We start from the raw sequence: 21,280 nt of genomic DNA, 5'->3' as shown, positions 1-21,280 counted from the left end.
CACTGCGCCCGCGCACGCACCCGCGCCCGCACCCGCCCGCCGGGCGCGACCCGCGCCTCCCGGCGGACCGCTACTGCAGCGCCGCGGTGAGCCGCGCGACGTTGTCGAGCACCTGCGACCGACGCGGCCGTTCCACCCACGAGTCGAGCGTCAGCTCGAAGCTGTGCTCCTTGTACGCCTGCTGCACCTCGCGCAGGGCGTCCACGAAGCGGCTGCCCCGGACCATCACCGAGACCTCGAGGTTGAGGCTGAAGGACCGCATGTCCATGTTGCTCGACCCGATCACCGAGACGTCGTCGTCGATCGTGAAGTGCTTCGCGTGCAGGATCGTCGGCGCCCGGTACAGCCAGATCTTCACGCCGGCCCGGAGCAGTCCCTCGTAGTAGGACCGCTGGGCGTGCCACGTCATGGCGTGGTCGCCCATCTCGCCGACGAACAGCTCGACCTCGACCCCGCGCTGCGCCGTCGTGGTGATGGCGTAGAGCATGGAGTCGTCGGGGACGAAGTACGGCGAGGTGATTGACACCTTCTGCTGCGCCGAGTAGAGCAGCGCGTTGAAGAGGCGCAGGTTGTTCTCGCCGTCGAACCCGGGACCGGAGGGCACGACTTGGCAGTCGAGGGCGTCGCCGCGGTCGGCGCGCTGGACGGGGTCGCTCTCGCGGAGCAGCAGCTCGTCGGTCTCGCTGTACCAGTCGGTCACGAAGAGGGCGTTGAGGCCCGCGACGACCGGCCCCTCGAACCGAGCGAAGAGGTCCTTGTACTGCATGCCCTTGTCGATGTGCGACTTGAGGTCGTAGGACTTGTCGATGAGGTTCTGCGACCCGGTGAACGCGATCGACCCGTCGATGACCAGGATCTTCCGGTGGTTCCGGAGGTCCGGCCGCTGGAACTTCCCCTGCAGCGGCAGCAGCGGGAGCATGAGGTGCCACTCGATCCCCGCGCGGTCCATGAAGGCGAGGGTGTCCTTGTAGCCCGGGTAGCCGCGGCTCGCCCAGTGGTCGAGCAGGAACCGGACGGTGACACCACGGGCCTGGGCGCGGGCGAGCGCCTCGAAGAAGGGGCGCGTGGTGTCGTCGAGCGTCGCGATGTAGAACTCGACGTGCACGAACCGCCGGGAACCGTCGATCGCACGGGTCATCTCGGCGATGGACTCGTCGTAGTCGGGGTAGAGCTCGGCCGAGTTGCCGCCCACCAGGGGCATGGCGCCGAGTTCGCGGTTCAAGCGGGTGATGCTGTCGAGCCAGGCCGGCCACGGGTGGTCGCGACGGACGCGCTCGATCCCCTCGGTCTGCTCGAGGATGTACGCGTTGATCTCGGTCTGCTTCTCACGCCGGGCGTGCGGGAGCTTCGTCGACCCGATGACGAGGAAGACGATGAACCCGATGTAGGGGATGAGGAAGATCGCCAGCAGCCAGGCGGTCGCGGTCTGCGGCTTCCGGTTGATCGGGACGTAGATGATCGAGAAGACGCGGATCGCCAGGTCCAGCAGGACCAGGAAGACCGTGATCGCGACGTTGAGCCAGTGCTCCACAGCGGCGGTCGGCGCGTCAGCGGAAGTTGATGAACTGCAGCGGCACGTCGAACTCTTCACCCTTGAGGAGCTGGATCGTGTTCTGCAGGTCGTCGCGGCTCTTCGAGGAGACGCGGAGCTCGTCACCCTGGATCTGGTTCTTCACGCTCTTCGGCGCGTTGGCCCGCAGGAACGCGCCGATCTTCTTCGCGACGTCCTGTTCGATGCCGTTCTTGAACTTCACCTCGATGCGGTACTCCTTGCCCGACGGGTAGGGGTCGCCGGCGTCGAGGCTCTTGAGGCTGATGTTCCGCTTGATCGCCTTGCTCTGCAGGACGTCGAGGACGGCCTTCGCACGCTCTTCCGAGTTCGCCTTGATGAGGACGTCCTCGCCGCTGAACGCGATCGACGCGTCCGCACCCTTGAAGTCGTACCGCTGCTCGATCTCCTTGGCGGCCTGGTTGAGGGCGTTCTCCGCCTCCATCTTGTCGACCTTGCTGACCACGTCGAAGGAACTGTCTGCCATGCGGGACAGCCTATCGGCGCTCGGGAGGCGCGGTTCGGCTCCCACGGATCGGCCCGCGGTGGTCACGAGCACCGTCTCGGATCGGCTATGCTTTCATGCGCGCCTTCGGTTGGTGACTACACGGGCCGGGTGCGCACATGGCAAGTTACCCAAGCGGCCAAAGGGATCTGACTGTAAATCAGCCGGCGTAGCCTTCGGGGGTTCGAATCCCTCACTTGCCACCATCGGAACGGCCCCGTCCTCATCGGACGGGGCCGTTCCGTTTCCGCGAGGATGGACGCATGCCCTCCGACCTCACCGCCGTCCAGTTCGCCGACCTCGCCGAGTCCATCGCCCGTGAAGCGGCGGAGCTCGCCGCCCGCCGACGCGTCGAGGGGGTCGAGGTCGCCGACCGGAAGTCGAGCATCGTCGACGTCGTCACCGCCGCCGACCGCGAGGTCGAGTCACTCATCCGGGCCCGGATCGCCGAGGCCCGACCGGACGACGCGTTCTTCGGCGAGGAGTCCGGCACCGGATCGGGGACGACCGGCATCACGTGGGTGGTGGACCCGATCGACGGCACGGTCAACTACCTGTACGGCAGCGCCGAGTACGGCGTGAGCATCGGTGTCGTGCGCGGCCCGGCCGACCCGACCTCGTGGGAGCCGATCGCCGGTGTGGTCGTCGCGCCCGCGACCGGCGTCGTGTTCCGTGCCGGCGCCGGCGAGGGTGCCACGCGCGACGGTGCACCGCTGCACGTCGGATCGCCGACCTCGCTCGCCGAGACGCTCGTCGCCACCGGGTTCGGGTACACCGCCGAGCGTCGCCAGCAGCAGGTCGCGGTGCTCGCCGGGCTCGTCGGTGAGGTGCGGGACATCCGCCGCGGGGGAGCGGCGTCGTTGGACTGCTGCGCGGTCGGAGTCGGCACGGTGGACGCCTACTACGAGCGCGGGATCAACCCGTGGGACATGGCCGCCGGGTCGATCGTCGCCCGTGAGGCCGGCGCCGTGACCCGGATCTGGGAGGCGGGCGGCACGCGGTCGTTCCTCTTCGCCGCACCCGCCGTGGCGGACGAGCTCGCAGGACTCCTGCAGCGCCTCGAGGACTCCGTGCTCGGGGCGTGACCCGCTGACCCCTCGCTCTGGGGGAGCCGTGCGGTCATGACCAGGACTGGCGACACGGTAGGGCATTTGCTACCGTTCTCGGGTCCCGTTATCTGCTCGTTACCAACGAGCGCGTCTCGCCCCGATCAGGATCCGCGCCGAACACATGCCCCACTCTCCCCTCACGCCCGTGCACACCGACGGCTCCGCGGACGCTCCCGCACCGGTCGTCCACCTGACCCGACGGGCCCGCATCGAGGCGGAACGGGCGGCGATGGCGACCGCCGGAGGAGCAGCGGACCGCGTCGAGCAGGCGACGGTCGTGGCGGAGGCGAGCCGCGCCTCCCGGGCCTCCGTCGGTGACGTGACCTTCGACGAACTGGTGACCCCGGGGGCACCCGTGACCCCGGCCGCGCCGGTGTCACCCATCGACCTCGCTCCGGTCTCGCCGGCGATGCCTGCGGCGACCGCGTCACCCGTGACGCCGCCGGCCCCCTCGTCGCCCGTGGTGGCCGCTGCCACGGTGGGCCCGACGTCCGCGCCCACCGCTCGTCGCGTCCTGGGGCAGGTGCCCTCGTCCCGTCGGACCGGCCGCCCCGTCACCGTCCACGCCGACCGGGCCACGCGCCACATCGCGCGGACGGCCTCCGCCGCAGCCTCGCCAGCCGTCGCCGTCGGTGGCACCTCGCGTGCCGCGCGGAAGCCGCAGGGGGCGTCGTTCCGTCGTGCAGCCTCGCGGGTGACCGCAGTCGGCGCGCTGCTGTTCGTCGCGGGGCTGGTGGTCTCGACCTCGCTGCCCGCTCAGGCGCTGTACACCCCCGAGCCGGGATCGACCTCGGCGCGGGCGACGGCCTCGGGTGACACCCAGTCCCTCAGTGTCGGCGCCGGTGCGGCCGACGCGGAGACGAACCGCGACCAGTACTCGGTGTCCTCGGCGACGCAGTACAAGAACGTCGACTCCTCCAGCTTCACGAACGACCCGAACGGCACGATCCAGTGGCCGTTCCTGACCGGAGTGCCGATCACCTCCGGGTTCGGCGGGCGTCAGGTCGAGGGCTGCTCCTTCTGCTCGACGAACCACATGGGCGTCGACTTCGCCCCGGGCGAGGGCACGCCGATCCGGGTCATCGCGGCCGGCACCGTGCTCAAGGTGCAGGCGAACGACGGCGGCTTCGGCAACGACGTCTGGGTCGAGCACGACGTCGACGGCAAGCAGTTCGTCAGTGTCTACGGCCACATGGAGGACAACTCCTTCAAGGTCGTCAAGGGCCAGCAGGTCGAGGTCGGCGATGAGCTCGGACTGGTCGGCAGCACCGGCAACTCGACCGGTCCGCACCTGCACCTCGAGGTGCACGTCGACGGCGTCCCCGTGGACCCGCTGGCGTGGCTCGAGGCCAACGCGAACTAGCGGTTCCTCGCGGCACGCCCGGGCGTCGCGCCCGGTTCCTGACCACCGTCGCGGGTCTGCTATCCTCGTGTGGTGCCGCCGAGCGGCACATTGCCCCGATAGCTCAGTGGTAGAGCACTTCCATGGTAAGGAAGGGGTCGTCAGTTCAATCCTGACTCGGGGCTCCGACCCGGTGCGGCAGTCGCGCCGGATCCTTGGCGGGGTAGCTCAGTTGGTTAGAGCACACGACTCATAATCGTGGGGTCGCGGGTTCAAGTCCCGCCCTCGCTACCGCAAGCCCGGCGATCCGTTCGCCGGGCTTTCGTCGTTCCCGGGGGCGGTGCGCGTTCTTGGGCGCGCGGTGCGCGGGCGCTGGTGCGGGCGTTGGCGTTGGCGCGCCCTGCGGTCTGGATCGCGCCCCGGTACGGTCATCGCGCCCCGGCTCTTCGGGGCGCGACGACCGCACGGGGGCGCGCATCGCTCGTGGCGCCGCGGTACAGGGCGTCGGCTGGGCGACGTCTTCCACACGAATACAGAATGTTCGGGGATGGCCGCACAACACCCCTAGTCTGCTGACATGTCACACGTTGGTGGGGATCCCGTCCGTCTTCCGTCGTTGTCCGGGCTCCGTGTCCCGGCAGCCTTCGTGGTGTTCGCGCACCACCTCGTGGCGTTCGTCCCGTCGCCGGACTGGGCGGCGCGATTGACGACCTCCGCCATGACGAGCCTGTCCTTCTTCTTCGTGCTGTCCGGCTTCGTGCTCGCGTGGTCGGCTCGGCCCGGGGACACCGCGGCGGCGTTCCTGCGTCGACGGGCAGCACGCATCCTGCCGCTCTACTGGATCGCCTTCGTGATCGGGGGTGCCCTCGCACTCGTCCTGGGGATCAACACCGTCGTCCAGCTCCTGCCGTCGGTGGTGCTGGCGCAGGCCTGGTTCCCGGACGCCGGTGTGCACTTCGCGGGCAACTCCGTCGGCTGGTCGCTCTCGGTGGAAGCGGTGTTCTACGTCGGCTTCCCGTTCATCCTCGTCGCCCTCCGACGGCTCGGCCGGGTCGGGCTCTGGGTCGTGCTCGTGGTCGCCGTCGGGCTCGCCGCCGCGCTCCCGGTGTGGTTCGCGCCGCAGTCGTACGACGGCCTCGCCTACTGGTTCGCGTACATCTTCCCGATCACCCGTGTCCCGGAGTTCATCGCGGGCGTGGTGCTCGCCCTGCTCCTGCGTTCCGGCGTCCGGGCGCTGATCCCGCTGTGGGTCCCGCTCGTCGTCGCGGCCTCGTGCATGTTCGTGGCGAACTGGCTCCCGATCACCTTGCACACGGTCGGTGCCACGATCGTCCCGTTCGTCGTGCTGATCGCGGCCGCGGCGGAGGGGGATCGCAGTGGGCGTCCGACGGTGTTCGCCCACCCGGTGCTGGTCCGCGCCGGTGACTGCTCGTTCGCGTTCTACCTCGTGCATCTGCTCGCCATCCGCGTGGCCTGGGCGGTGAACGAGCGGACGGTCGACCTCGACTGGTGGGCCGTCGGTGTGGTGTCACTGGTCGTGACACTGGTGAGCGCCTGGTTCGCCCACCGCTGGATCGAGGTCCCGCTCGAGCGTCGGTGGCGATCGCCGCGCAGGCGCTACCGGGCGCTGAGCACGCCCGCCTGACGGAGCGCCCGCTCGATCACCGCCGCGGTGCTGTACCAGGCATCGTGTCGCCGCTTCGCACCGATCTCCCCGCCTGACACCGCGGTGCCGTGCCCGGAGTGCCGCAGCGTGATCGTGGTCGACGTCCCCGTGACGGTCGTCGAGAGCTCGTACCGCCGGAACTCCCGCGACGGGTGCACGAGTGCCCCGAGCAGGATCGTGAGCACCCGGTTGCCCGTGGTCGCCGTGAGCGTGCCGCCGGTGGACTCGACGTGGTGTCCTGCCTGCTGCAGCGCGGCGCCGGCTGCTTCCATGGCCGTGCAGCGGTCGCCCGTGTGCACGGCGAACTCGGTCGTGTGCTCCATCGTTCCTCCCCATCCCCGGAGACCGGTGTCGGCTCCCCCGAACCGCATCGGGCCAGCATAGCCGATGCATACTCATGAACACAGGCCCCCGAGCGGGCGTCGCTAGACTGCCGGACGTGTCTGTGAACCCCGAGCTCGTCGGCAGGACGTTCCCGCCGGCTGCGCCCTACCTGGTCGGTCGTGAGAAGGTGCGCGAGTTCTCCCGCGCCGTGTTCGCGACGAACCCGATCCACCACGAGCCCGAAGCCGCGCGCGCTGCCGGCTACGACGACGTGGTCGCTCCGCCGACCTTCGCGGTCGTCCTGCAGGAGGCCACCCTCGCCCAGCTCCTCGCGGAGCCCGATGCCGGGATCGACTTCTCCCGTGTGGTGCACGGCGAGCAGGCGTTCGCCTACGAGCGACCGATCGTCGCGGGCGACGAGCTCACCGCCACCCTGACCGTGACGAGCGTCAAGACCCTCGGCGGCAACGCCATGGTCACCGCCGAGAGCACGATGAACGACGCCGCGGGGGAGCACGTCGTCACGGCGACCTCGACCCTCGTGGTCCGAGGAGACGACGCATGACCGCCGCACCCCTGACCGCGCTCGAGGTCGGCACCGTCGTCGCCGAGCGCGAGGTCCACATCACGCGCGACTCGCTCGTCCGCTACGCCGGTGCGTCCGGTGACTTCAACCCGATCCACTACCGCGACGACGTCGCCGTTTCCGTCGGGCTGCCCGGTGTCCTCGCGCACGGCATGCTCACGATGGGGCTCGCCGTCCAGCCGGTCGCCGAGTGGCTCGGCGACCAGGGCTGGGTGGTCCGCTACGGCGTCCGGTTCACCCGCCCCGTCGTCGTCGACCCCGAGCAGGGCGCCACCGTCGGCATCGTCGCGAAGGTCGGCACCGTCGACGACGACGGCCGTCCGCAGCGCATCGACCTCACCGTGACCGCCGCCGGGCAGACCGTGCTCGGCAAGGCGCAGGTCACGGTGGCGTTCCGCTGACCGTGTCGGAGCCGGTGCTCGCCGACCTCACGACGCTGCGCGTCGGGGGTCCCGCGGCGCGGCTGCTCACCGCGACGACGACCGACGAGCTCGTCGCGCACGTCACCGAGGCGTGGGACGACGACGAGTGGCTGGTCCTCGGTGGCGGCAGCAACCTGCTCGTCGCGGACGACGGCTTCGACGGCACCGTCGTCCTCGTGCGCACCACGGGCATCGAGCACCGGGCGGACGACGACGGCGTCACCGTCCGCGCTGCGGCCGGTGAGCCGTGGGACGCGTTCGTCGCCACGACCGTCGAGAACGGTTGGACGGGCCTGGAGGCGCTGAGCGGCATCCCGGGCACCGTCGGCGCCGCCCCCGTGCAGAACATCGGCGCCTACGGGGTCGAGCTGTCCGACGTGCTCACCCGGATCGAGTTCCTCGACGCGTCGACGGGGGAGCGCGCGTGGGTGCCCGCGGCCGAGCTGGCGCTCGGCTACCGCACCTCGACCCTCAAGCACGGGCGGCGCGGCGCCGTGCTGACCGTCGAGTTCCGGCTCGGCACCGCTCCGGACGCCGGGGTCCCGGTCCGCTACGCGCAGCTCGCCGGGTCGCTCGGCGTCGAGCTCGGTACGGCGGTGCCGTCCGCGACCGTCCGCTCCGAGGTCCTGCGACTCCGGGGGTCGAAGGGCATGGTCCTCGACGCGGACGACCCCGACACGTGGAGCGCCGGGTCCTTCTTCACGAACCCGATCGTCTCCGCCGCCTTCGCCGAGACGCTGCCGGCCGACGCTCCGCGATGGCCGGCCGGCGACGACGTCAAGCTGAGCGCTGCCTGGCTCATCGAACACGCCGGGGTGCACCGCGGGTACGCGGTCCCCGGATCCCGCGCCGCGATCTCGTCGAAGCACACGCTCGCGCTGACGAACCGCGGGGGAGCGACCGCCGCGCAGGTGGCCGAGCTCGCCCGGTTCGTCCAGGTGACCGTCCTGAACCGCTTCGGGGTCTCGCTCGTGCCGGAACCCGTCGTGGTGGGCGACCTGCTCGCCTGAGCCGAGCCGCGCCTCCTGGGTGACAGTGTGCGAGGTTCCACGCATGGTGAGAGGCCGCGGGCCTCACACCGAGGCCGGAACCTCGCACACTGCGCTCAGCTGAAGAGCTTCGCCAGGCGGGCCACGCCCTCGGCGATGTCGTCGTCACCGAGTGCGTACGACAGTCGGAGGTAGCCGGAAGGGCCGAACGCCTCGCCGGGGACGACCGCGACCTCGGCGTGCTCGAGGATGAGGTCGGCGAGTTCGAGCGTGGTGGTCGGCGTCGAGCCCGCCCACTCGCGGCCGAGGAGCGCCGTGACGTCGGGGTAGACGTAGAAGGCGCCCTGCGGGGTCGGCGTGACGAAGCCCGGGATCGCGTTCAGACCCGCGACGATCGCCTGGCGACGGCGATCGAAGGCCTCGCGCATCGCCGTGACGGGCTCCTGCGGGCCGGTCAGCGCGGCGATCGCCGCCCGCTGCGACACGTTCGACACGTTGCTCGACAGGTGCGACTGCAGGTTCGAGGCCGCCTTGACCGCGTCCGTCGGGCCGATGAACCACCCGACCCGCCACCCGGTCATGGCGTAGGTCTTGGCGACGCCGTTGACGAGGATCGTCGTGTCCGCGAGGGCCGGGACCGCGTCGAGGATGCCGGTGAACCGGACGCCGTCGTACACGAGGTCCTGGTAGATCTCGTCGCTGATCACCCAGATGCCGTGCTCGAGCGCCCACTCGCCGATGGCCTTCGTCTGCTCGGCGGAGTACACCGAGCCGGTCGGGTTCGACGGTGAGCAGAACAGCAGGGCCTTGGTCTTCGGGGTGCGGGCCGCCTCGAGCTGCTCGACCGTGACGAGGTAGTCCTGGTCGCTGCCCGCGAAGACGTCGACGGGGACACCGCCGGCGAGTCGGATGGCCTCGGGGTAGGTGGTCCAGTACGGGGCGGGGAGGAGGACCTCGTCCCCGTCGTCGACGATCGTCTGGAACGCCTGGTAGACGGCCTGCTTGCCGCCGTTCGTGACGATCACCTGCGCGGGCTCGACGGTGACACCGGACTCGCGGGCGGTCTTGTCGGCGATCGCCTGCTTGAGCTCGGGCAGGCCGGTCGCGGGCGTGTACCGGTGGTTCTTCGGGTCCTGCGCGGCCTGCACCGCAGCGTCGACGACGTGCTGGGGCGTGGCGAAGTCCGGCTCGCCGGCGGCGAACGAGATGACCGGGCGGCCGGCGGCCTTGAGCGCCTTGGCCTTCGCATCGACCTTGAGCGTCGCGGACTCGGCGATCGCGGCGATGCGGGACGCGATGCGCGGCCGATCGGTGGTCGCGGCAGCGGGGTGGGCGGTGGACTCGGGGCCTGGGGCTTCGGTGCTCACGGGGCCCAGCCTACCGGCGCGGCACGCCGCAGCATCCGTCAAGTGGACACCGTGTGACGGACTCCCGTACACTCGACCACCGGAACACGGATCGGTGACGAACCGTGTCCGAAGGGCGGTGGCTCAATTGGTAGAGCAGCGGTCTCCAAAACCGCAGGTTGCAGGTTCGAGTCCTGTCCGCCCTGCACATCTGGAAGGGTAGAAGTTGGCGAGCAAAGACATGGAGACGACGGCGGATGACGTCGTCGCCAAGGCGAAGCAGGACCGGGCTGAGCGCCGCGGTCCGTTCGCTGCCATCGTGCTCTTCATCCGTCAGGTCCTCGGCGAGCTCCGCAAGGTGGTCACGCCGACCCGCAAGGAGCTCTTCAGCTACACGGGCGTCGTCCTGGTCTTCGTCGTCGTGATGATGATCCTGGTGTCGGTCCTCGACTTCGTGTTCGGACTCGGCGTCGGGTACGTGTTCGGCAACGGGCCGACGGCCTGAGCCGGATGCCGGCTGTCCTGACCGTTCGCGGACAGGAGTACGGTCGCCCGAGACGGCGCCGGTCGTGAACCGATCCGCCCGCCAACCCGATCCGCATCACCGAACGGAAAGATTCGACAGTGTCTGACAACTCCCGCGACGACATCGACCTCGCCACGGCTGCCGAGCAGTCCTCCGAAGTCGAGGAGAACCAGGAAGGCGACGTCGAGACCGGCGAGGAGCGTTCGGCCGAGTCCGCCGAAGAGCGAGCCATCGAGATCGAGGACGAGGACGACGAGTCCCTTGGCCTGAGCGACGAGCCGGACGACGGCACCGTCGACGCCGGCATCGACGAGGCACTCACCGCGCTGGCCGAGTCCCGCGACCCCGAGGCCGACGCCGTGGTCGACGACGCGCTCGAGATCGACACCGTCGACGAGGCCGAAGCCGCCGTCGAGGCGGTCGAGGACGAAGAAGAGGTCGAGCTGGAAGAGGAGACCGCCGCCGAGGCGAACGCGACCCTCGCCGCCGATGAGGCGCTCGACGCCGAGGACGCCGAAGACGAGGCCGAGGTCGACCCGTACGAGGCCTTCAAGGCCGAACTGCGGATGAAGCCGGGCAAGTGGTACGTCATCCACTCCTACGCGGGCTTCGAGCGTCGCGTGAAGTCGAACATCGAGAACCGCATGGTCTCGATGTCGATGGAGGACTACATCTACCAGGTCGAGGTCCCGATGGAGGACGTCGTCGAGATCAAGAACGGGCAGCGCAAGCTGGTCACCCGCGTCCGGATCCCCTCGTACGTGCTCGTCCGCATGGACCTCAACGAGGACTCGTGGTCCGTCGTCCGGCACACCCCGGGTGTCACCGGCTTCGTCGGCAACGCGCACAACCCGACGCCGCTCCGCTTCGACGAGGCGTTCGGCATGCTGAAGTCCCTCGTCCAGGTGGCCGAGGCAGCGCCGACCAAGGGCGGCGCGAAGGGCTCCGGCGGCGTGCAGTCGCAGCCGACGGCCGAGGTCGACTTCGAGATCGGCGAGACGATCACCATCAAGGAGGGCTCGTTCGCGGGTCTGCCGGGTTCGATCTCCGAGATCAAGCCGGAGAGCGGCAAGCTCACGGTCCTCGTCTCGCTGTTCGAGCGCGAGACCCCGGTCGAGCTGAGCTTCGACCAGGTCACCAAGCTGTAGTAAGCTAGCGAGGTTTGGCCCCGCACGCTGAGCGTGTGGGGCTTCACCGCGGTCCGGAACGGCCGGGCCAGCGGGAGAGTGCACGGGTCCCCGTGCGTTCGATTCCAGGAGGAAGACAAGTCATGGCACCGAAGAAGAAGGTCACGGGCCTGATCAAGCTGCAGATCAACGCGGGCGCCGCCAACCCGGCCCCGCCGATCGGTCCGGCGCTCGGTCAGCACGGCGTCAACATCATGGAGTTCTGCAAGGCGTACAACGCGGCGACCGAGTCGCAGCGTGGCAACGTCGTGCCGGTCGAGATCACCGTCTACGAGGACCGTTCGTTCACGTTCGTCCTCAAGACCCCGCCGGCTGCAGAGCTGATCAAGAAGGCCGCGGGTGTGCAGAAGGGTTCCGCGACCCCGCACACTGTCAAGGTCGCGAAGATCTCGATGGACCAGGTCCGTCAGATCGCCGAGACCAAGCAGGCCGACCTGAACGCCAACGACATCGAGCAGGCCGCGAAGATCATCGCCGGCACCGCTCGCTCGATGGGCATCACGGTCGAGGCGTAAGCCCCACCTGCTCAGGCACACACCCAGACACCCTTCCGTGGGAGAGCCGCGCCGGCTCGTCAACCACGTAGCTCCCAAGGAGAACACCATGGCGAAGAAGTCCAAGGCCTACCAGGCCGCGGCCGCGAAGATCGAGGCCGACAAGTTCTACACCCCCGCCGAGGCCGTCGCCCTGGCGAAGGAGACCGGTTCCGCCAAGACCGACTCCACCGTCGAGGTCGCCCTCAAGCTCGGCGTCGACCCGCGCAAGGCGGACCAGATGGTCCGTGGCACGGTCATCCTGCCGCACGGCACGGGCAAGACCGCCCGCGTCATCGTCTTCGCGGTCGGCGCAGCGGCTGAGGCCGCCATCGCCGCCGGTGCGGACGAGGTCGGTGGCGACGAGCTCATCGCGAAGGTCGCCGAGGGCTACACCGCCTTCGACTCGGCGGTCTCGACCCCGGAGCTCATGGGCAAGGTCGGTCGTCTCGGTAAGGTGCTCGGCCCGCGTGGCCTCATGCCGAACCCGAAGACCGGCACCGTGACCCCGAACGTGGCGCAGGCCGTCAACGACATCAAGGGCGGCAAGATCGAGTTCCGCGTCGACAAGCACGCCAACGTGCACTTCGTCGTCGGCAAGGCCTCGTTCACGCCGGAGCAGCTCGACGAGAACATCTCGACCGCGCTCGAGGAGATCAACCGCCTCAAGCCGAGCGCCTCGAAGGGCCGTTACATCACGAAGGGCGCCGTCTCGACGACCTTCGGCCCGGGCATCCCGCTGGACGTCAACAGCATCTGAGTCCTCTGACCCAGGAACGGGCCCGCACCGAAACCGGTGCGGGCCTTTTCGCGTGCCGGGTGCGGTGTGCCGGTAGCGTGACGTCGTGCGCACCCTCGTGAACTCGCTCCGGCTGCTCGCGGTGATCGCCGTCGTGGCGGCCATCGTCGGGCAGTGGCTCGTCAGCTCGAAGCTCCCGAGCTACGACCCGTGGAACTTCTTCGGGTACTTCACGATCCAGTCGAACATCATCATCGCGCTGGCCTTCGCCGTGACCCTGGTCGCCGCGGTCCGCCGGAAGCGCGGGGACTTGCGCGTGAGCCTGTTCCGCGGTGCCGCCACGGTGTACATCGCGACGACGGGCATCGTGTACAACACCCTGCTGACGGGTATCGACGTGTCGGCGAACGTGCAGTGGTCGAACGACATCCTGCACAAGGTGCTGCCCGCGTACGCGGTGCTGGACTGGCTGCTGTTCTCTGACCGGTCGAAGCTCCTGCTCCGGCACGTGTGGTGGTTCCTGATCTACCCTTCCGTCTGGACGACCGTCGTGCTGATCCGGGGTGCGACGGACGGGTGGGTGCCGTACCCGTTCCTGAACCCCGACCTGGGCTACGGCGTCGTGGCGCTGTACTGCCTCGGGGTGGCGGTCTCGATCGTGCTGCTCGGCGTGCTCGTGATCGGGATGAGTCGCCTCCGGATCGTGAAGGTCTAGTTCCGGAAGTCGCGCAGCCGGTCGAGCACGAGGTCCGCGAGCTGGATCAGCCCGCGGATCTGCTCGTCGTCACGGTCGACCCACCGACACTCCGGTTCGTCGGCGACCGGCACGAAGCCGTCGTGGCGCTCCCAGACGAACAGGGTGCGGTCGGCGCCGAGCACGTACTGCTGCCACCAGATCTGGCGGAGGTAGTGCCGGGGGATGCTCCGCCAGGCCTTGCCGGTGGTCTTGATCTCGGCGAGCACGACCCGCGCGGAACCGTCGACACCGACGCCGTCCGGGGTCGCGAGGTGTGCACGGTTCGTGGCGGCGTGGAAGAGGTGCGCGGACGGCTGGATGCCGTGGGTCGCGGCGACCCAGGCGGCGATGACGGGTTCGCGTTCCTTGCCGTGCTCGGTGAACGAGTTGCCGGAGAACCGCGAGCCGTACCGCTTGTCGGTGACGACCGCGTCGACGGCGCGCAGCGACGCGAGCCGGGCGACGTCGGTGGCGGTGATGCCCATGGCGCGGGCGCGCAGCCAGGCGACGCGGTCGGAGGAGTGCGCGACGATGCGTTCGGTGTGTCCACGCAGCGCGGTGAACGCGTCGCGAGGAACGGACCCGGCCGATCCCGACGTCGTGGCGGCGACCACGCGTGTGCCGGAGGGTGACGTGCCGGAGGCGGGCTGCGCCTCTCCCCACGAGCTCGGCCCGTCCGCCGCTCCGCGACGCCCGGGTACCGGCTCGCGTGGGCCCAGACCCGGGTCCAGGTCGCCCCACAAGGTGGGCTGCACGATCGTCACACGTCGATTGTCTCCCCACGCACCGACGAGACGAAACCGACGCACCGGACGCGACGCACCGGCGACGCACCGGACGCGACGCACCGGGCGCGACGCACCGGGCGCGACGCACCGGGCGCGACGCACCGGGCCAGACGCACCGGATGTGCCCGTCAGCTCAGGACACCAGCTGGCGTCCTTCGGCGAACGTCACCAGCTCGTCGACCCCCGCGGGGGAGAGGGCGTACCCGATGGCGAGCGCCGCCGCCCCCTGGAGCGCCGCGAGCGACCCCGCCCGCGACTGCGCGATCACGAGGTGCTCCGTGGCGAGGGGCATCGAGCGGGAGTACACGACCTCGCGGACCCCGGCGAGGAGGTGCTCGCCGGCCTGCGTGATCGAGCCGCCGAGCGCGATCACCGACGGGTTCATGAGGGACACGCACGTGGCGAGGACCTCGCCGATGTCGCGTCCGGCCTGGCGCACCGCCTGGATGGCGTCGAGGTCCGATCGGTTGACGAGCTCGAGGACGTCGGCGCTCGTGTGCACGTCGTGCCCCTTCGCACGGAGTCGCCGGGCGATGGCGGGGCCGGAGGCGACGGCCTCGAGGCACCCGGTGTTCCCGCAGTGGCACGGCACGTCACCGGCGCTCGAGACGCGAACGTGACCGATGTCACCGGCGGTGCCCTGCGCGCCGCGCTGGAGTTCGCCGTCCGAGACGATCCCGGAGCCGATGCCCGTGGCGACCTTGACGAAGAGCAGGTGGTCGACGTCGGACCAGCCGTGTTCGCGCTCGCCGAGGGCCGCGATGTTCACGTCGTTGTCGAGCAGGACGTGGGCGGCGATGTGCGCGCGGAGCCAGCCCGGGACGTCGAAGCCGTCCCAGCCGGGCATGATCGGGGGGTTCGCGGGGCGTCCCGTGGAGAACTCCACCGGCCCGGGGACGCCGATGCCGATCGCGATGACGTCGTCGCGGGCCCGTCCGACCTCGTCGAGGAGCGCGTCGATGGTCTCGACGAGCCAGGTCAGGGTGGGGACGGGCCCGGCGGCGATGTCGATCCGGGCTTCGCGGGTGGCGAGCGGTTCGGCGACGAGGTCGGTGACGGCGACGCGGCCGTGGGAGGCGCCGAGGTCGGCGGCGATCACCAGGCGCGCTCGGGGCATCAGCGCCACCTGCGCAGGCGGGCGCCCGCCCGTGGACGCCGCGGTGTCCACGGGTCCGACGAGCCCGACCTCGATGAGGGCATCGAGGCGCACGCCGATCGTGGAGCGCGCGAGTCCTGTCAGGCTGGCGAGCTCGGCCCGGGTCCGCGGCACGCCGTCGCGGAGGATCTGGAAGAGCTCGCTCGTCCCGACCGGAGGCGACGCTGCCGTCCGGTTCAAGTCGACCATGTGGGGGAGTGAAGCACACATCGAACGCGCCACGCAATGAAGTTCGTCGAAGAACCGTGAACTTCTGCTTGACCGTCGACAGAAGTGGTCATAGTGTGACGCTCGGTCGATGTCGACCGCACCGTCTCGACGAGGAGAACCCCTGGTGACCCAACCGCTCTCGGTCCAGCTCTACACAGTCCGCGACGCCCTCGCTGCCGATCTGCCCGGCACGCTGCAGCGCATCGCCGACATCGGTTACACGAACGTCGAGGCCTTCGGCTACGTCGACCGTGCGGAAGCCCTGCGCGACGCCCTCGCCGCCGCGGGGCTGCAGAGCCCGAGCGGCCACGCCCGACTCCTCGACGCCGGGGAGCAGGACCTCGAGCAGATCTTCCACGCGAGCGTCACCGTCGGCCTCACGACGCTGATCGACCCGCACATCGACGAGGCCCGGTGGACCACCCGTGAGGACGTCGAAGCCATCGCCCGCGAGCTGAGCGCCCTCGCCCCGCGCGCCGCCGACCACGGTCTCACCCTCGGCTACCACAACCACGCGTTCGAGTTCTCGAACCGCATCGACGGCGTCTCCGCCTACGAGGTCTTCGCCGACGCCCTGTCCGACGACGTCGTGCTCGAGCTCGACACGTACTGGGTGAAGGTCGGCGGGGACGACCCGGTGGCGATCATCGGCAAGTACGGCGACAAGGTGCAGTTCCTGCACGTCAAGGACGGCGACGGGTCGCACGACGACAAGAAGCAGGTCGCCGTGGGCCGTGGCGTCATGCCGATCCGCGAGATCATCGCCGCGGCACCGGACGCCCTGCACGTCGTCGAGCTCGACGACCACGAGGGCGACGTCTTCCAGGCCGTCACCGACTCCTACACGTTCCTCGAGGGGGCCCGAGCATGACCGACACCACGACCGCGACCGACACCACCACCGCGACCGAGACCACCACCAAGACCGGACCCGTCGGCGTCGGCGTCATCGGCGCCGGGGTCATCTCGGACCAGTACCTCTCGAACCTCACGGTCTTCCCCGACGTGACGGTCCACTTCATCGCCGACATCGACCTGCCCCGCGCAGCGGCCCAGGCGGAGAAGTGGGGTGTCGCCGGTTCGGGGACGGTCGAGGAACTCCTCGCGAACGACGACATCGAGATCGTCGTCAACCTGACCATCCCGGCCGCCCACGTCGAGGTGGCCCTGCAGGCCCTCGCCGCCGGCAAGCACGTCTGGGGCGAGAAGCCCTACGCCCTCGACCGCCAGAGCGCCGCCGAGCTCCGCGACGCCGCCCGTGCCGCCGGCAAGACCGTCAGCGTCGCCCCGGACACGTTCCTCGGCGCCGGACTCCAGACCGCGCTGCGCACGATCCGTGACGGTCGCATCGGCACCCCGCTCAACGGTCTGACGCTCTTCCAGAGCCCCGGCCCGGAGTCCTGGCACCCGAGCCCCGAGTTCCTGTTCGCGTACGGCGCCGGCCCGCTGTTCGACATCGGCCCGTACTACATCACGACCCTCGTTCAGGCGTTCGGCCCGGTGAAGAAGGTCACCGCGACCGCGTCGAAGTCCCGCGCGACGCGGACGATCGGCTCCGGCCCGAAGGCGGGCACCGAGTTCCCGGTCGAGGTCCCCACGAACCACTCGGCCCTCATCGAGTTCGAGAACGGCGGGAGCGCGCAGAGCGTCTTCTCGTTCGAGTCCGACCGCGGCCGCACCGGCTTCGTCGAGATCGCAGGCGAGACCGGCACGGTCGTGTTCCCCGACCCGAACAACTTCGACGGCGACACCGAGCTCTACGCGCACGGCGCCGACGAGCCCGAGACGATCCCCGCGGTCGGATCCACCTACTCGCGCGGCACCGGCGTGGTCGACCTGGCCCGCTCGCTCCGCGCAGGAGAGGAGAACCGGGTCCCCGGTGCCCTCGCCTTCCACGTCCTCGACGTGATGGTCTCCATCGCCGAGGCAGCCGAACGTGGTGAGGCGGTGCTCGTGGAGAGCACCGTCGCACCCTCCCCGACCCTCCCCGAGGGCTGGGACCCCGCGGAGCAGACCCTGGCCTGACCCGCAGGCGGTCGGCACCGAAGCCGTCCGCGCACACAGCAGCACCCGACAGCACGACCAGCACCACCCACTGCACCATCTCAACGACGAGAAAGAGAGAGTCATGCGCACTGCCATCCGCGCACTGGCCATCACCGCGGCCGCGGCACTCACCGTGACCGGCCTCGCAGCCTGCTCCTCCGGAGGCTCCGGTTCGTCCGGCGACTCCAAGACGCTCACCTACTGGGCGTCGAACCAGGGCACGTCGCTCCAGAACGACAAGGAGGTGCTGACCCCCGTCCTGAAGAAGTTCACCAAGGAGACCGGGATCAAGGTCAACCTCCAGGTCATCGGCTGGAACGACCTGCAGAACAAGATCCAGACCGCCGTCACCTCGGGCCAGGGCCCGGACGTCGTCAACATCGGCAACACCTGGGCGACCTCGCTCCAGGCCACCGGCGCCTTCCAGGAGTTCGGTGACTCGGAGATGAAGGCGATCGGCGGTGCCGACAAGTTCGGCAAGGTCGCGCTCTCGACCGGTGGTGCGCCCGGCAAGACCGTCACGAGCGTCCCGCTCTACGGCCTCGCCTACGGCCTGTACTACAACAAGCAGATGTTCAAGGACGCCGGCATCGAGGCGCCGACGACGTGGGAGGACCTGGTCGCCGACGCGAAGAAGCTCACCACCGACGGCAAGTACGGCTTCACCATCGCCGGCGGCTCGTACACCGAGAACGCGCACTTCGCGTTCATCAACTCGGCGCAGAACGGTGGCGAGTGGTTCGACTCGAAGGGCAACCCGACCTTCACCCAGAAGGCGAACGTCGACGGCATCAAGCGGTACCTCGACCTGATGCAGAGCGACAAGGTCGTCAACACGTCGAACGCCCAGTACGACAACGGCACCCAGGCGGTCTCGGACTTCGCGAACAAGAAGGCCGCGATGATGCTGACGCAGAACAACGCCAACTCGACGATCACGTCGAACGGCATGTCGGCGGACGACTTCGGCGTGGTGCCCTTCCCGGCGCCGCAGGGCGAGAAGGACATCGCGTCCTTCCCGGCCGGCATCAACCTGTCCATCTTCAAGAACACGAAGAACAAGGACGGCGCCCTGAAGTTCGTCAAGTTCATGACGAGCGAGGACACCCAGGCCACGCTCGACAAGCCGTACTCGGCCCTGCCGGTGCTCGCCTCCGCTGCTGACTCGGTCACCGACGAGCAGACGAAGACGTTCCTCGACATCTACAACAACAAGGCGAAGCCGCTCCCGCTGGTGCCCGCCGAGGACCAGTTCGAGTCCACGGTCGGCAAGGCGATGAACGACATGTTCGCCAAGATCGCCACCGGCGGCACGGTGTCCGACAGCGACATCAAGACCGCGCTGAAGACCGCCCAGGACCAGGTGTCCCAGGCGAACGGCTGATCGAGCCAGGAGGCCCGGGTCGCGTCCGACAGGACGGGACCCGGGCCCCCACCCCTCAGGTCCACGGCCCCGCCCACGCCGGGCGGGCGACCTGCGGTTCCGCACCCGGCCGCGAGCCGGGGGTGAGCCGATCGGCTCACGCATGCCGCGCCTCCCGACCGCTGCCACGGTCCGCGCGAAGCACCCGATCCCCTTCCTGCCGAAAGGCCCCCCATGTCCACCTCGGTCCTGCCCGACTCCGAGCGCATCGACCTGACCCACACGAAGGCCCCGACCATGTCGGGCCGCCCGCCGGGTCGGAAGCGCAAGATCCACTGGCTGCCCTACGCGCTCGTCGCGCCGGCCATCCTCTTCGAGCTGCTGATCCACATCGTGCCGATGCTCACCGGCATCTGGATCTCGTTCATCCAGCTCACCAAGTACTTCATCGCCAACTGGGGCGCGGCTCCGTTCGCCGGGCTCCGCAACTACTCGGTCGTCGTCGACTTCAACCAGGCGATCGGGCAGGGCGTGCTCAACTCGTTCCTCATCACCTGCGCGTTCACGGTGCTCGTGGTGGGTCTGTCGTGGACGTTCGGCATGGCCGCTGCGGTCGCGCTGCAGAAGCCGTTCCGGGGCCGTGGGCTCTTCCGCACGCTCTTCCTGGTGCCCTACGCGCTGCCGATGTACGCGGGCATCATCACGTGGAAGTTCATGTTCCAGCGTGACTCGGGTGCGATCAACCACATCCTGGTCGACCAGCTGCACCTGTTCGGCGGGCAGGGACCGTTCTGGCTGATCGGGTCGAACGCCTTCGTCTCGGTCGTCGTCGTGGCGATCTGGAAGACCTGGCCGTTCGCGTTCCTGATGCTCATGGCCGGCCTCCAGTCCGTGCCGAACGACGTGTACGAGGCCGCCTCGGTCGACGGTGCGAAGCCCTTCCGGCAGTGGCGCTCGATCACGCTGCCGATGGTGCGCCCGGTCAACGTGACGCTCGTGCTCGTGATGTTCCTCTGGACGTTCAACGACTTCAACACGCCGTTCGTGCTGTTCGGCTCGACCGCGCAGCCGCCAGCCGCGGACCTGCTGAGCTTCCACATCTACAACGCGTCGTTCATCACCTGGAACTTCGGCTCCGGTGCCGCGATGAGCGTCCTGCTCCTCATCTTCCTGCTCATCGTCACCGGCATCTACCTCGCCGTGACCAACCGGAGGTCCGTCCGTGCGTGAGACAGTCGGCGCCAAGTCCTTCAAGGTCGTGACCCTGGTCATCCTGACCCTGTTCACGGTCGTCCCGCTCTACGTGATGATCACCACGGCCATCAAGCCGCTCGGTGACGTGCAGAACGACTTCACGTGGATCCCGACCCACATCACCCTGCAGCCGTTCATCGACATGTGGTCGACGGTGCCGCTGGGGCAGTACTTCATCAACTCGCTCGTGGTCTGCACGGTCGCGACGGTGTTCTCGCTGATCATCGCGACCTTCGCCGCCTACGGCGTCTCGCGCTGGAACTTCAAGGGCAAGAGCACCTTCACCACCGCGGTGCTCTCGACCCAGATGTTCCCGGGCGTGCTGTTCCTGCTGCCGCTGTTCCTGATCTTCACGAACCTCGGCAACGCGCTCGGCATCCAGCTGGTCGGATCCTGGCTCGGCCTGATCATCACGTACCTGACGTTCACGCTGCCGTTCTCGATCTGGATGCTCGCGGGCTACTTCGAGACCATCCCGCGGGAGCTGGACGAGGCCGCGATGGTCGACGGCTCCGGGCCGATGGGTGCCCTGTTCCGGGTCATCCTGCCGTCGGCCCGCCCGGGCCTCGTCGCGGTCGGCATCTACTCGTTCATGACGGCGTGGGGCGAGGTCCTCTTCGCCTCGGTCATGACGAACGGCAACGGGCAGACGCTCGCGGTCGGCCTGCAGCAGTACTCGACGCAGACGAACGTGTACTGGAACCAGATCATGGCGGCGTCCCTCGTCGTCTCGATCCCGGTCGTGATCGCGTTCCTCATCGTGCAGCGGCAGTTCGTGGCCGGTCTGACCGCCGGTGCGGTGAAGTAGGCAGGACCACCGGACGGGAGGCGCGGTGCGGGTCGGACCCGCACCGCGCCTCCCGGCCGCGCGTGCGCGGGGGTGCGCGGCCGGGGCGGCGCCGAG

At 69.4% G+C, this 21,280-nt stretch carries 22 protein-coding genes and 4 tRNA genes; 20 read left to right on the top strand and 6 right to left on the bottom strand.

What is annotated here, in order from left to right; all coding sequences use genetic code 11:
* Positions 1–70: 70 nt before the first annotated feature.
* Positions 71–1,531, bottom strand: coding sequence for a cardiolipin synthase (cls, locus tag Q7F20_RS10345; RefSeq protein WP_305740005.1), 1,461 nt, complete (start codon positions 1,529–1,531; stop codon positions 71–73).
* 16 nt (positions 1,532–1,547) lie between these two features.
* Positions 1,548–2,036: a YajQ family cyclic di-GMP-binding protein gene (locus Q7F20_RS10340; protein ID WP_022906448.1), complete on the bottom strand. Its 489-nt coding sequence runs from the start codon at positions 2,034–2,036 to the stop codon at positions 1,548–1,550.
* Positions 2,037–2,175: 139 nt separating this feature from the next.
* On the opposite strand from Q7F20_RS10340, the gene Q7F20_RS10335 reads away from it, so the two are divergent.
* The 6 genes from Q7F20_RS10335 to Q7F20_RS10310 all read left to right on the top strand — a co-directional run bounded on the left by Q7F20_RS10335 (position 2,176) and on the right by Q7F20_RS10310 (position 6,150).
* Positions 2,176–2,260: transfer RNA gene (locus Q7F20_RS10335), tRNA-Tyr, on the top strand.
* A 57-nt stretch (positions 2,261–2,317) separates the two neighbouring features.
* Positions 2,318–3,139, top strand: coding sequence for an inositol monophosphatase family protein (locus tag Q7F20_RS10330; protein WP_305740004.1), 822 nt, complete (start codon positions 2,318–2,320; stop codon positions 3,137–3,139).
* A 145-nt stretch (positions 3,140–3,284) separates the two neighbouring features.
* Positions 3,285–4,526: a M23 family metallopeptidase gene (locus Q7F20_RS10325; RefSeq protein ID WP_305740003.1), complete on the top strand. Its 1,242-nt coding sequence runs from the start codon at positions 3,285–3,287 to the stop codon at positions 4,524–4,526.
* Between the two features lie 92 nt (positions 4,527–4,618).
* A tRNA-Thr gene (locus Q7F20_RS10320) sits at positions 4,619–4,690 on the top strand.
* A gap of 32 nt (positions 4,691–4,722) precedes the next feature.
* Positions 4,723–4,796, top strand: a tRNA-Met gene (locus Q7F20_RS10315).
* A 286-nt stretch (positions 4,797–5,082) separates the two neighbouring features.
* Positions 5,083–6,150: an acyltransferase gene (locus tag Q7F20_RS10310; RefSeq protein WP_305740002.1), complete on the top strand. Its 1,068-nt coding sequence runs from the start codon at positions 5,083–5,085 to the stop codon at positions 6,148–6,150.
* Here the strand turns inward: Q7F20_RS10310 and Q7F20_RS10305 are convergent.
* Positions 6,123–6,542: a hypothetical protein gene (locus Q7F20_RS10305; RefSeq protein WP_305740001.1), complete on the bottom strand. Its 420-nt coding sequence runs from the start codon at positions 6,540–6,542 to the stop codon at positions 6,123–6,125. The two genes, Q7F20_RS10310 and Q7F20_RS10305, sit on opposite strands and share 28 nt — an antisense overlap.
* Before the next feature lie 68 nt (positions 6,543–6,610).
* On the opposite strand from Q7F20_RS10305, the gene Q7F20_RS10300 reads away from it, so the two are divergent.
* From Q7F20_RS10300 to Q7F20_RS10290, 3 genes are read left to right on the top strand one after another with little or no spacing between them, the layout of a single operon-like run.
* Positions 6,611–7,060 carry a MaoC family dehydratase N-terminal domain-containing protein gene (locus tag Q7F20_RS10300; protein WP_305740000.1) on the top strand — a complete coding sequence of 150 codons (450 nt, stop codon included), beginning with the start codon at positions 6,611–6,613 and terminating at the stop codon, positions 7,058–7,060.
* On the top strand, positions 7,057–7,482 hold the full coding sequence (locus tag Q7F20_RS10295) for a MaoC/PaaZ C-terminal domain-containing protein (protein WP_305739999.1): 426 nt from the start codon (positions 7,057–7,059) through the stop codon (positions 7,480–7,482). The genes Q7F20_RS10300 and Q7F20_RS10295 overlap by 4 nt, the downstream gene beginning before the upstream one ends.
* A gap of 14 nt (positions 7,483–7,496) precedes the next feature.
* Positions 7,497–8,513, top strand: coding sequence for a UDP-N-acetylmuramate dehydrogenase (locus Q7F20_RS10290; RefSeq protein ID WP_305739998.1), 1,017 nt, complete (start codon positions 7,497–7,499; stop codon positions 8,511–8,513).
* A gap of 95 nt (positions 8,514–8,608) precedes the next feature.
* Here the strand turns inward: Q7F20_RS10290 and Q7F20_RS10285 are convergent, their stop codons facing one another.
* Positions 8,609–9,790 carry a pyridoxal phosphate-dependent aminotransferase gene (locus tag Q7F20_RS10285; RefSeq protein ID WP_305740012.1) on the bottom strand — a complete coding sequence of 394 codons (1,182 nt, stop codon included), beginning with the start codon at positions 9,788–9,790 and terminating at the stop codon, positions 8,609–8,611.
* A gap of 181 nt (positions 9,791–9,971) precedes the next feature.
* Between Q7F20_RS10285 and Q7F20_RS10280 the strand changes: the two genes are divergently transcribed.
* From Q7F20_RS10280 to Q7F20_RS10255, 6 genes are all read left to right on the top strand, one after another.
* Positions 9,972–10,044 (top strand) — tRNA-Trp (locus tag Q7F20_RS10280).
* Between the two features lie 35 nt (positions 10,045–10,079).
* Positions 10,080–10,343 carry a preprotein translocase subunit SecE gene (gene secE, locus Q7F20_RS10275; RefSeq protein ID WP_370871658.1) on the top strand — a complete coding sequence of 88 codons (264 nt, stop codon included), beginning with the start codon at positions 10,080–10,082 and terminating at the stop codon, positions 10,341–10,343.
* A 119-nt stretch (positions 10,344–10,462) separates the two neighbouring features.
* The gene (gene nusG, locus Q7F20_RS10270; RefSeq protein WP_305739997.1) at positions 10,463–11,512 is read left to right on the top strand and encodes a transcription termination/antitermination protein NusG; all 1,050 of its coding nucleotides are present in this window, start codon (positions 10,463–10,465) and stop codon (positions 11,510–11,512) included.
* Positions 11,513–11,634: 122 nt separating this feature from the next.
* The gene (gene rplK, locus Q7F20_RS10265) at positions 11,635–12,066 is read left to right on the top strand and encodes a 50S ribosomal protein L11 (protein WP_022906459.1); all 432 of its coding nucleotides are present in this window, start codon (positions 11,635–11,637) and stop codon (positions 12,064–12,066) included.
* A gap of 88 nt (positions 12,067–12,154) precedes the next feature.
* On the top strand, positions 12,155–12,844 hold the full coding sequence (gene rplA, locus Q7F20_RS10260) for a 50S ribosomal protein L1 (protein ID WP_305739996.1): 690 nt from the start codon (positions 12,155–12,157) through the stop codon (positions 12,842–12,844).
* An 85-nt stretch (positions 12,845–12,929) separates the two neighbouring features.
* The gene (locus tag Q7F20_RS10255) at positions 12,930–13,538 is read left to right on the top strand and encodes a Pr6Pr family membrane protein (RefSeq protein ID WP_305739995.1); all 609 of its coding nucleotides are present in this window, start codon (positions 12,930–12,932) and stop codon (positions 13,536–13,538) included.
* Here the strand turns inward: Q7F20_RS10255 and Q7F20_RS10250 are convergent.
* Positions 13,535–14,113, bottom strand: a complete 579-nt coding sequence (locus Q7F20_RS10250; protein WP_305740011.1) for a YqaJ viral recombinase family protein — start codon at positions 14,111–14,113, stop codon at positions 13,535–13,537. The genes Q7F20_RS10255 and Q7F20_RS10250 overlap by 4 nt on opposite strands.
* A 367-nt stretch (positions 14,114–14,480) precedes the next feature.
* On the bottom strand, positions 14,481–15,692 hold the full coding sequence (locus Q7F20_RS10245) for an ROK family transcriptional regulator (protein WP_305739994.1): 1,212 nt from the start codon (positions 15,690–15,692) through the stop codon (positions 14,481–14,483).
* 145 nt (positions 15,693–15,837) lie between these two features.
* On the opposite strand from Q7F20_RS10245, the gene Q7F20_RS10240 reads away from it, so the two are divergent.
* From Q7F20_RS10240 to Q7F20_RS10220, 5 genes are all read left to right on the top strand, one after another.
* The gene (locus Q7F20_RS10240; RefSeq protein ID WP_305739993.1) at positions 15,838–16,584 is read left to right on the top strand and encodes a sugar phosphate isomerase/epimerase; all 747 of its coding nucleotides are present in this window, start codon (positions 15,838–15,840) and stop codon (positions 16,582–16,584) included.
* A complete protein-coding gene (locus Q7F20_RS10235; RefSeq protein ID WP_305739992.1) occupies positions 16,581–17,738 on the top strand; it encodes a Gfo/Idh/MocA family protein in 1,158 nt (385 codons plus the stop codon). Before Q7F20_RS10240 ends, Q7F20_RS10235 begins: the two co-directional genes overlap by 4 nt.
* Before the next feature lie 103 nt (positions 17,739–17,841).
* The gene (locus Q7F20_RS10230; RefSeq protein WP_305739991.1) at positions 17,842–19,143 is read left to right on the top strand and encodes an ABC transporter substrate-binding protein; all 1,302 of its coding nucleotides are present in this window, start codon (positions 17,842–17,844) and stop codon (positions 19,141–19,143) included.
* 213 nt (positions 19,144–19,356) lie between these two features.
* Positions 19,357–20,352 carry a carbohydrate ABC transporter permease gene (locus Q7F20_RS10225; protein WP_305739990.1) on the top strand — a complete coding sequence of 332 codons (996 nt, stop codon included), beginning with the start codon at positions 19,357–19,359 and terminating at the stop codon, positions 20,350–20,352.
* Positions 20,345–21,184 carry a carbohydrate ABC transporter permease gene (locus Q7F20_RS10220; protein ID WP_305739989.1) on the top strand — a complete coding sequence of 280 codons (840 nt, stop codon included), beginning with the start codon at positions 20,345–20,347 and terminating at the stop codon, positions 21,182–21,184. The genes Q7F20_RS10225 and Q7F20_RS10220 overlap by 8 nt, the downstream gene beginning before the upstream one ends.
* Positions 21,185–21,280 lie beyond the last annotated feature (96 nt).

Source organism: Curtobacterium sp. A7_M15, assembly GCF_030705415.1.
In the GTDB taxonomy this organism is placed as follows: domain Bacteria; phylum Actinomycetota; class Actinomycetes; order Actinomycetales; family Microbacteriaceae; genus Curtobacterium.
Note: the sequence above shows the minus strand (reverse complement) of the source record. Positions and strands in the feature narration are given on the sequence as shown.

Bases quoted from the DNA above. Each gene is read 5' to 3' on its own strand.
- Q7F20_RS10295 (WP_305739999.1), top strand. From the start codon at position 7,057: ATGACCGCCGCACCCCTGACCGCGCTCGAGGTCGGCACCGTCGTCGCC.
- Q7F20_RS10330 (WP_305740004.1), top strand. From the start codon at position 2,318: ATGCCCTCCGACCTCACCGCCGTCCAGTTCGCCGACCTCGCCGAGTCC.
- rplK (WP_022906459.1), top strand. From the start codon at position 11,635: ATGGCACCGAAGAAGAAGGTCACGGGCCTGATCAAGCTGCAGATCAAC.
- rplA (WP_305739996.1), top strand. From the start codon at position 12,155: ATGGCGAAGAAGTCCAAGGCCTACCAGGCCGCGGCCGCGAAGATCGAG.
- Q7F20_RS10230 (WP_305739991.1), top strand. From the start codon at position 17,842: ATGCGCACTGCCATCCGCGCACTGGCCATCACCGCGGCCGCGGCACTC.
- Q7F20_RS10305 (WP_305740001.1), bottom strand. From the start codon at position 6,542: ATGCGGTTCGGGGGAGCCGACACCGGTCTCCGGGGATGGGGAGGAACG.
- Q7F20_RS10225 (WP_305739990.1), top strand. From the start codon at position 19,357: ATGTCCACCTCGGTCCTGCCCGACTCCGAGCGCATCGACCTGACCCAC.
- Q7F20_RS10235 (WP_305739992.1), top strand. From the start codon at position 16,581: ATGACCGACACCACGACCGCGACCGACACCACCACCGCGACCGAGACC.
- secE (WP_370871658.1), top strand. From the start codon at position 10,080: ATGGAGACGACGGCGGATGACGTCGTCGCCAAGGCGAAGCAGGACCGG.
- Q7F20_RS10245 (WP_305739994.1), bottom strand. From the start codon at position 15,692: ATGGTCGACTTGAACCGGACGGCAGCGTCGCCTCCGGTCGGGACGAGC.
- Q7F20_RS10310 (WP_305740002.1), top strand. From the start codon at position 5,083: ATGTCACACGTTGGTGGGGATCCCGTCCGTCTTCCGTCGTTGTCCGGG.
- Q7F20_RS10340 (WP_022906448.1), bottom strand. From the start codon at position 2,036: ATGGCAGACAGTTCCTTCGACGTGGTCAGCAAGGTCGACAAGATGGAG.
- Q7F20_RS10325 (WP_305740003.1), top strand. From the start codon at position 3,285: ATGCCCCACTCTCCCCTCACGCCCGTGCACACCGACGGCTCCGCGGAC.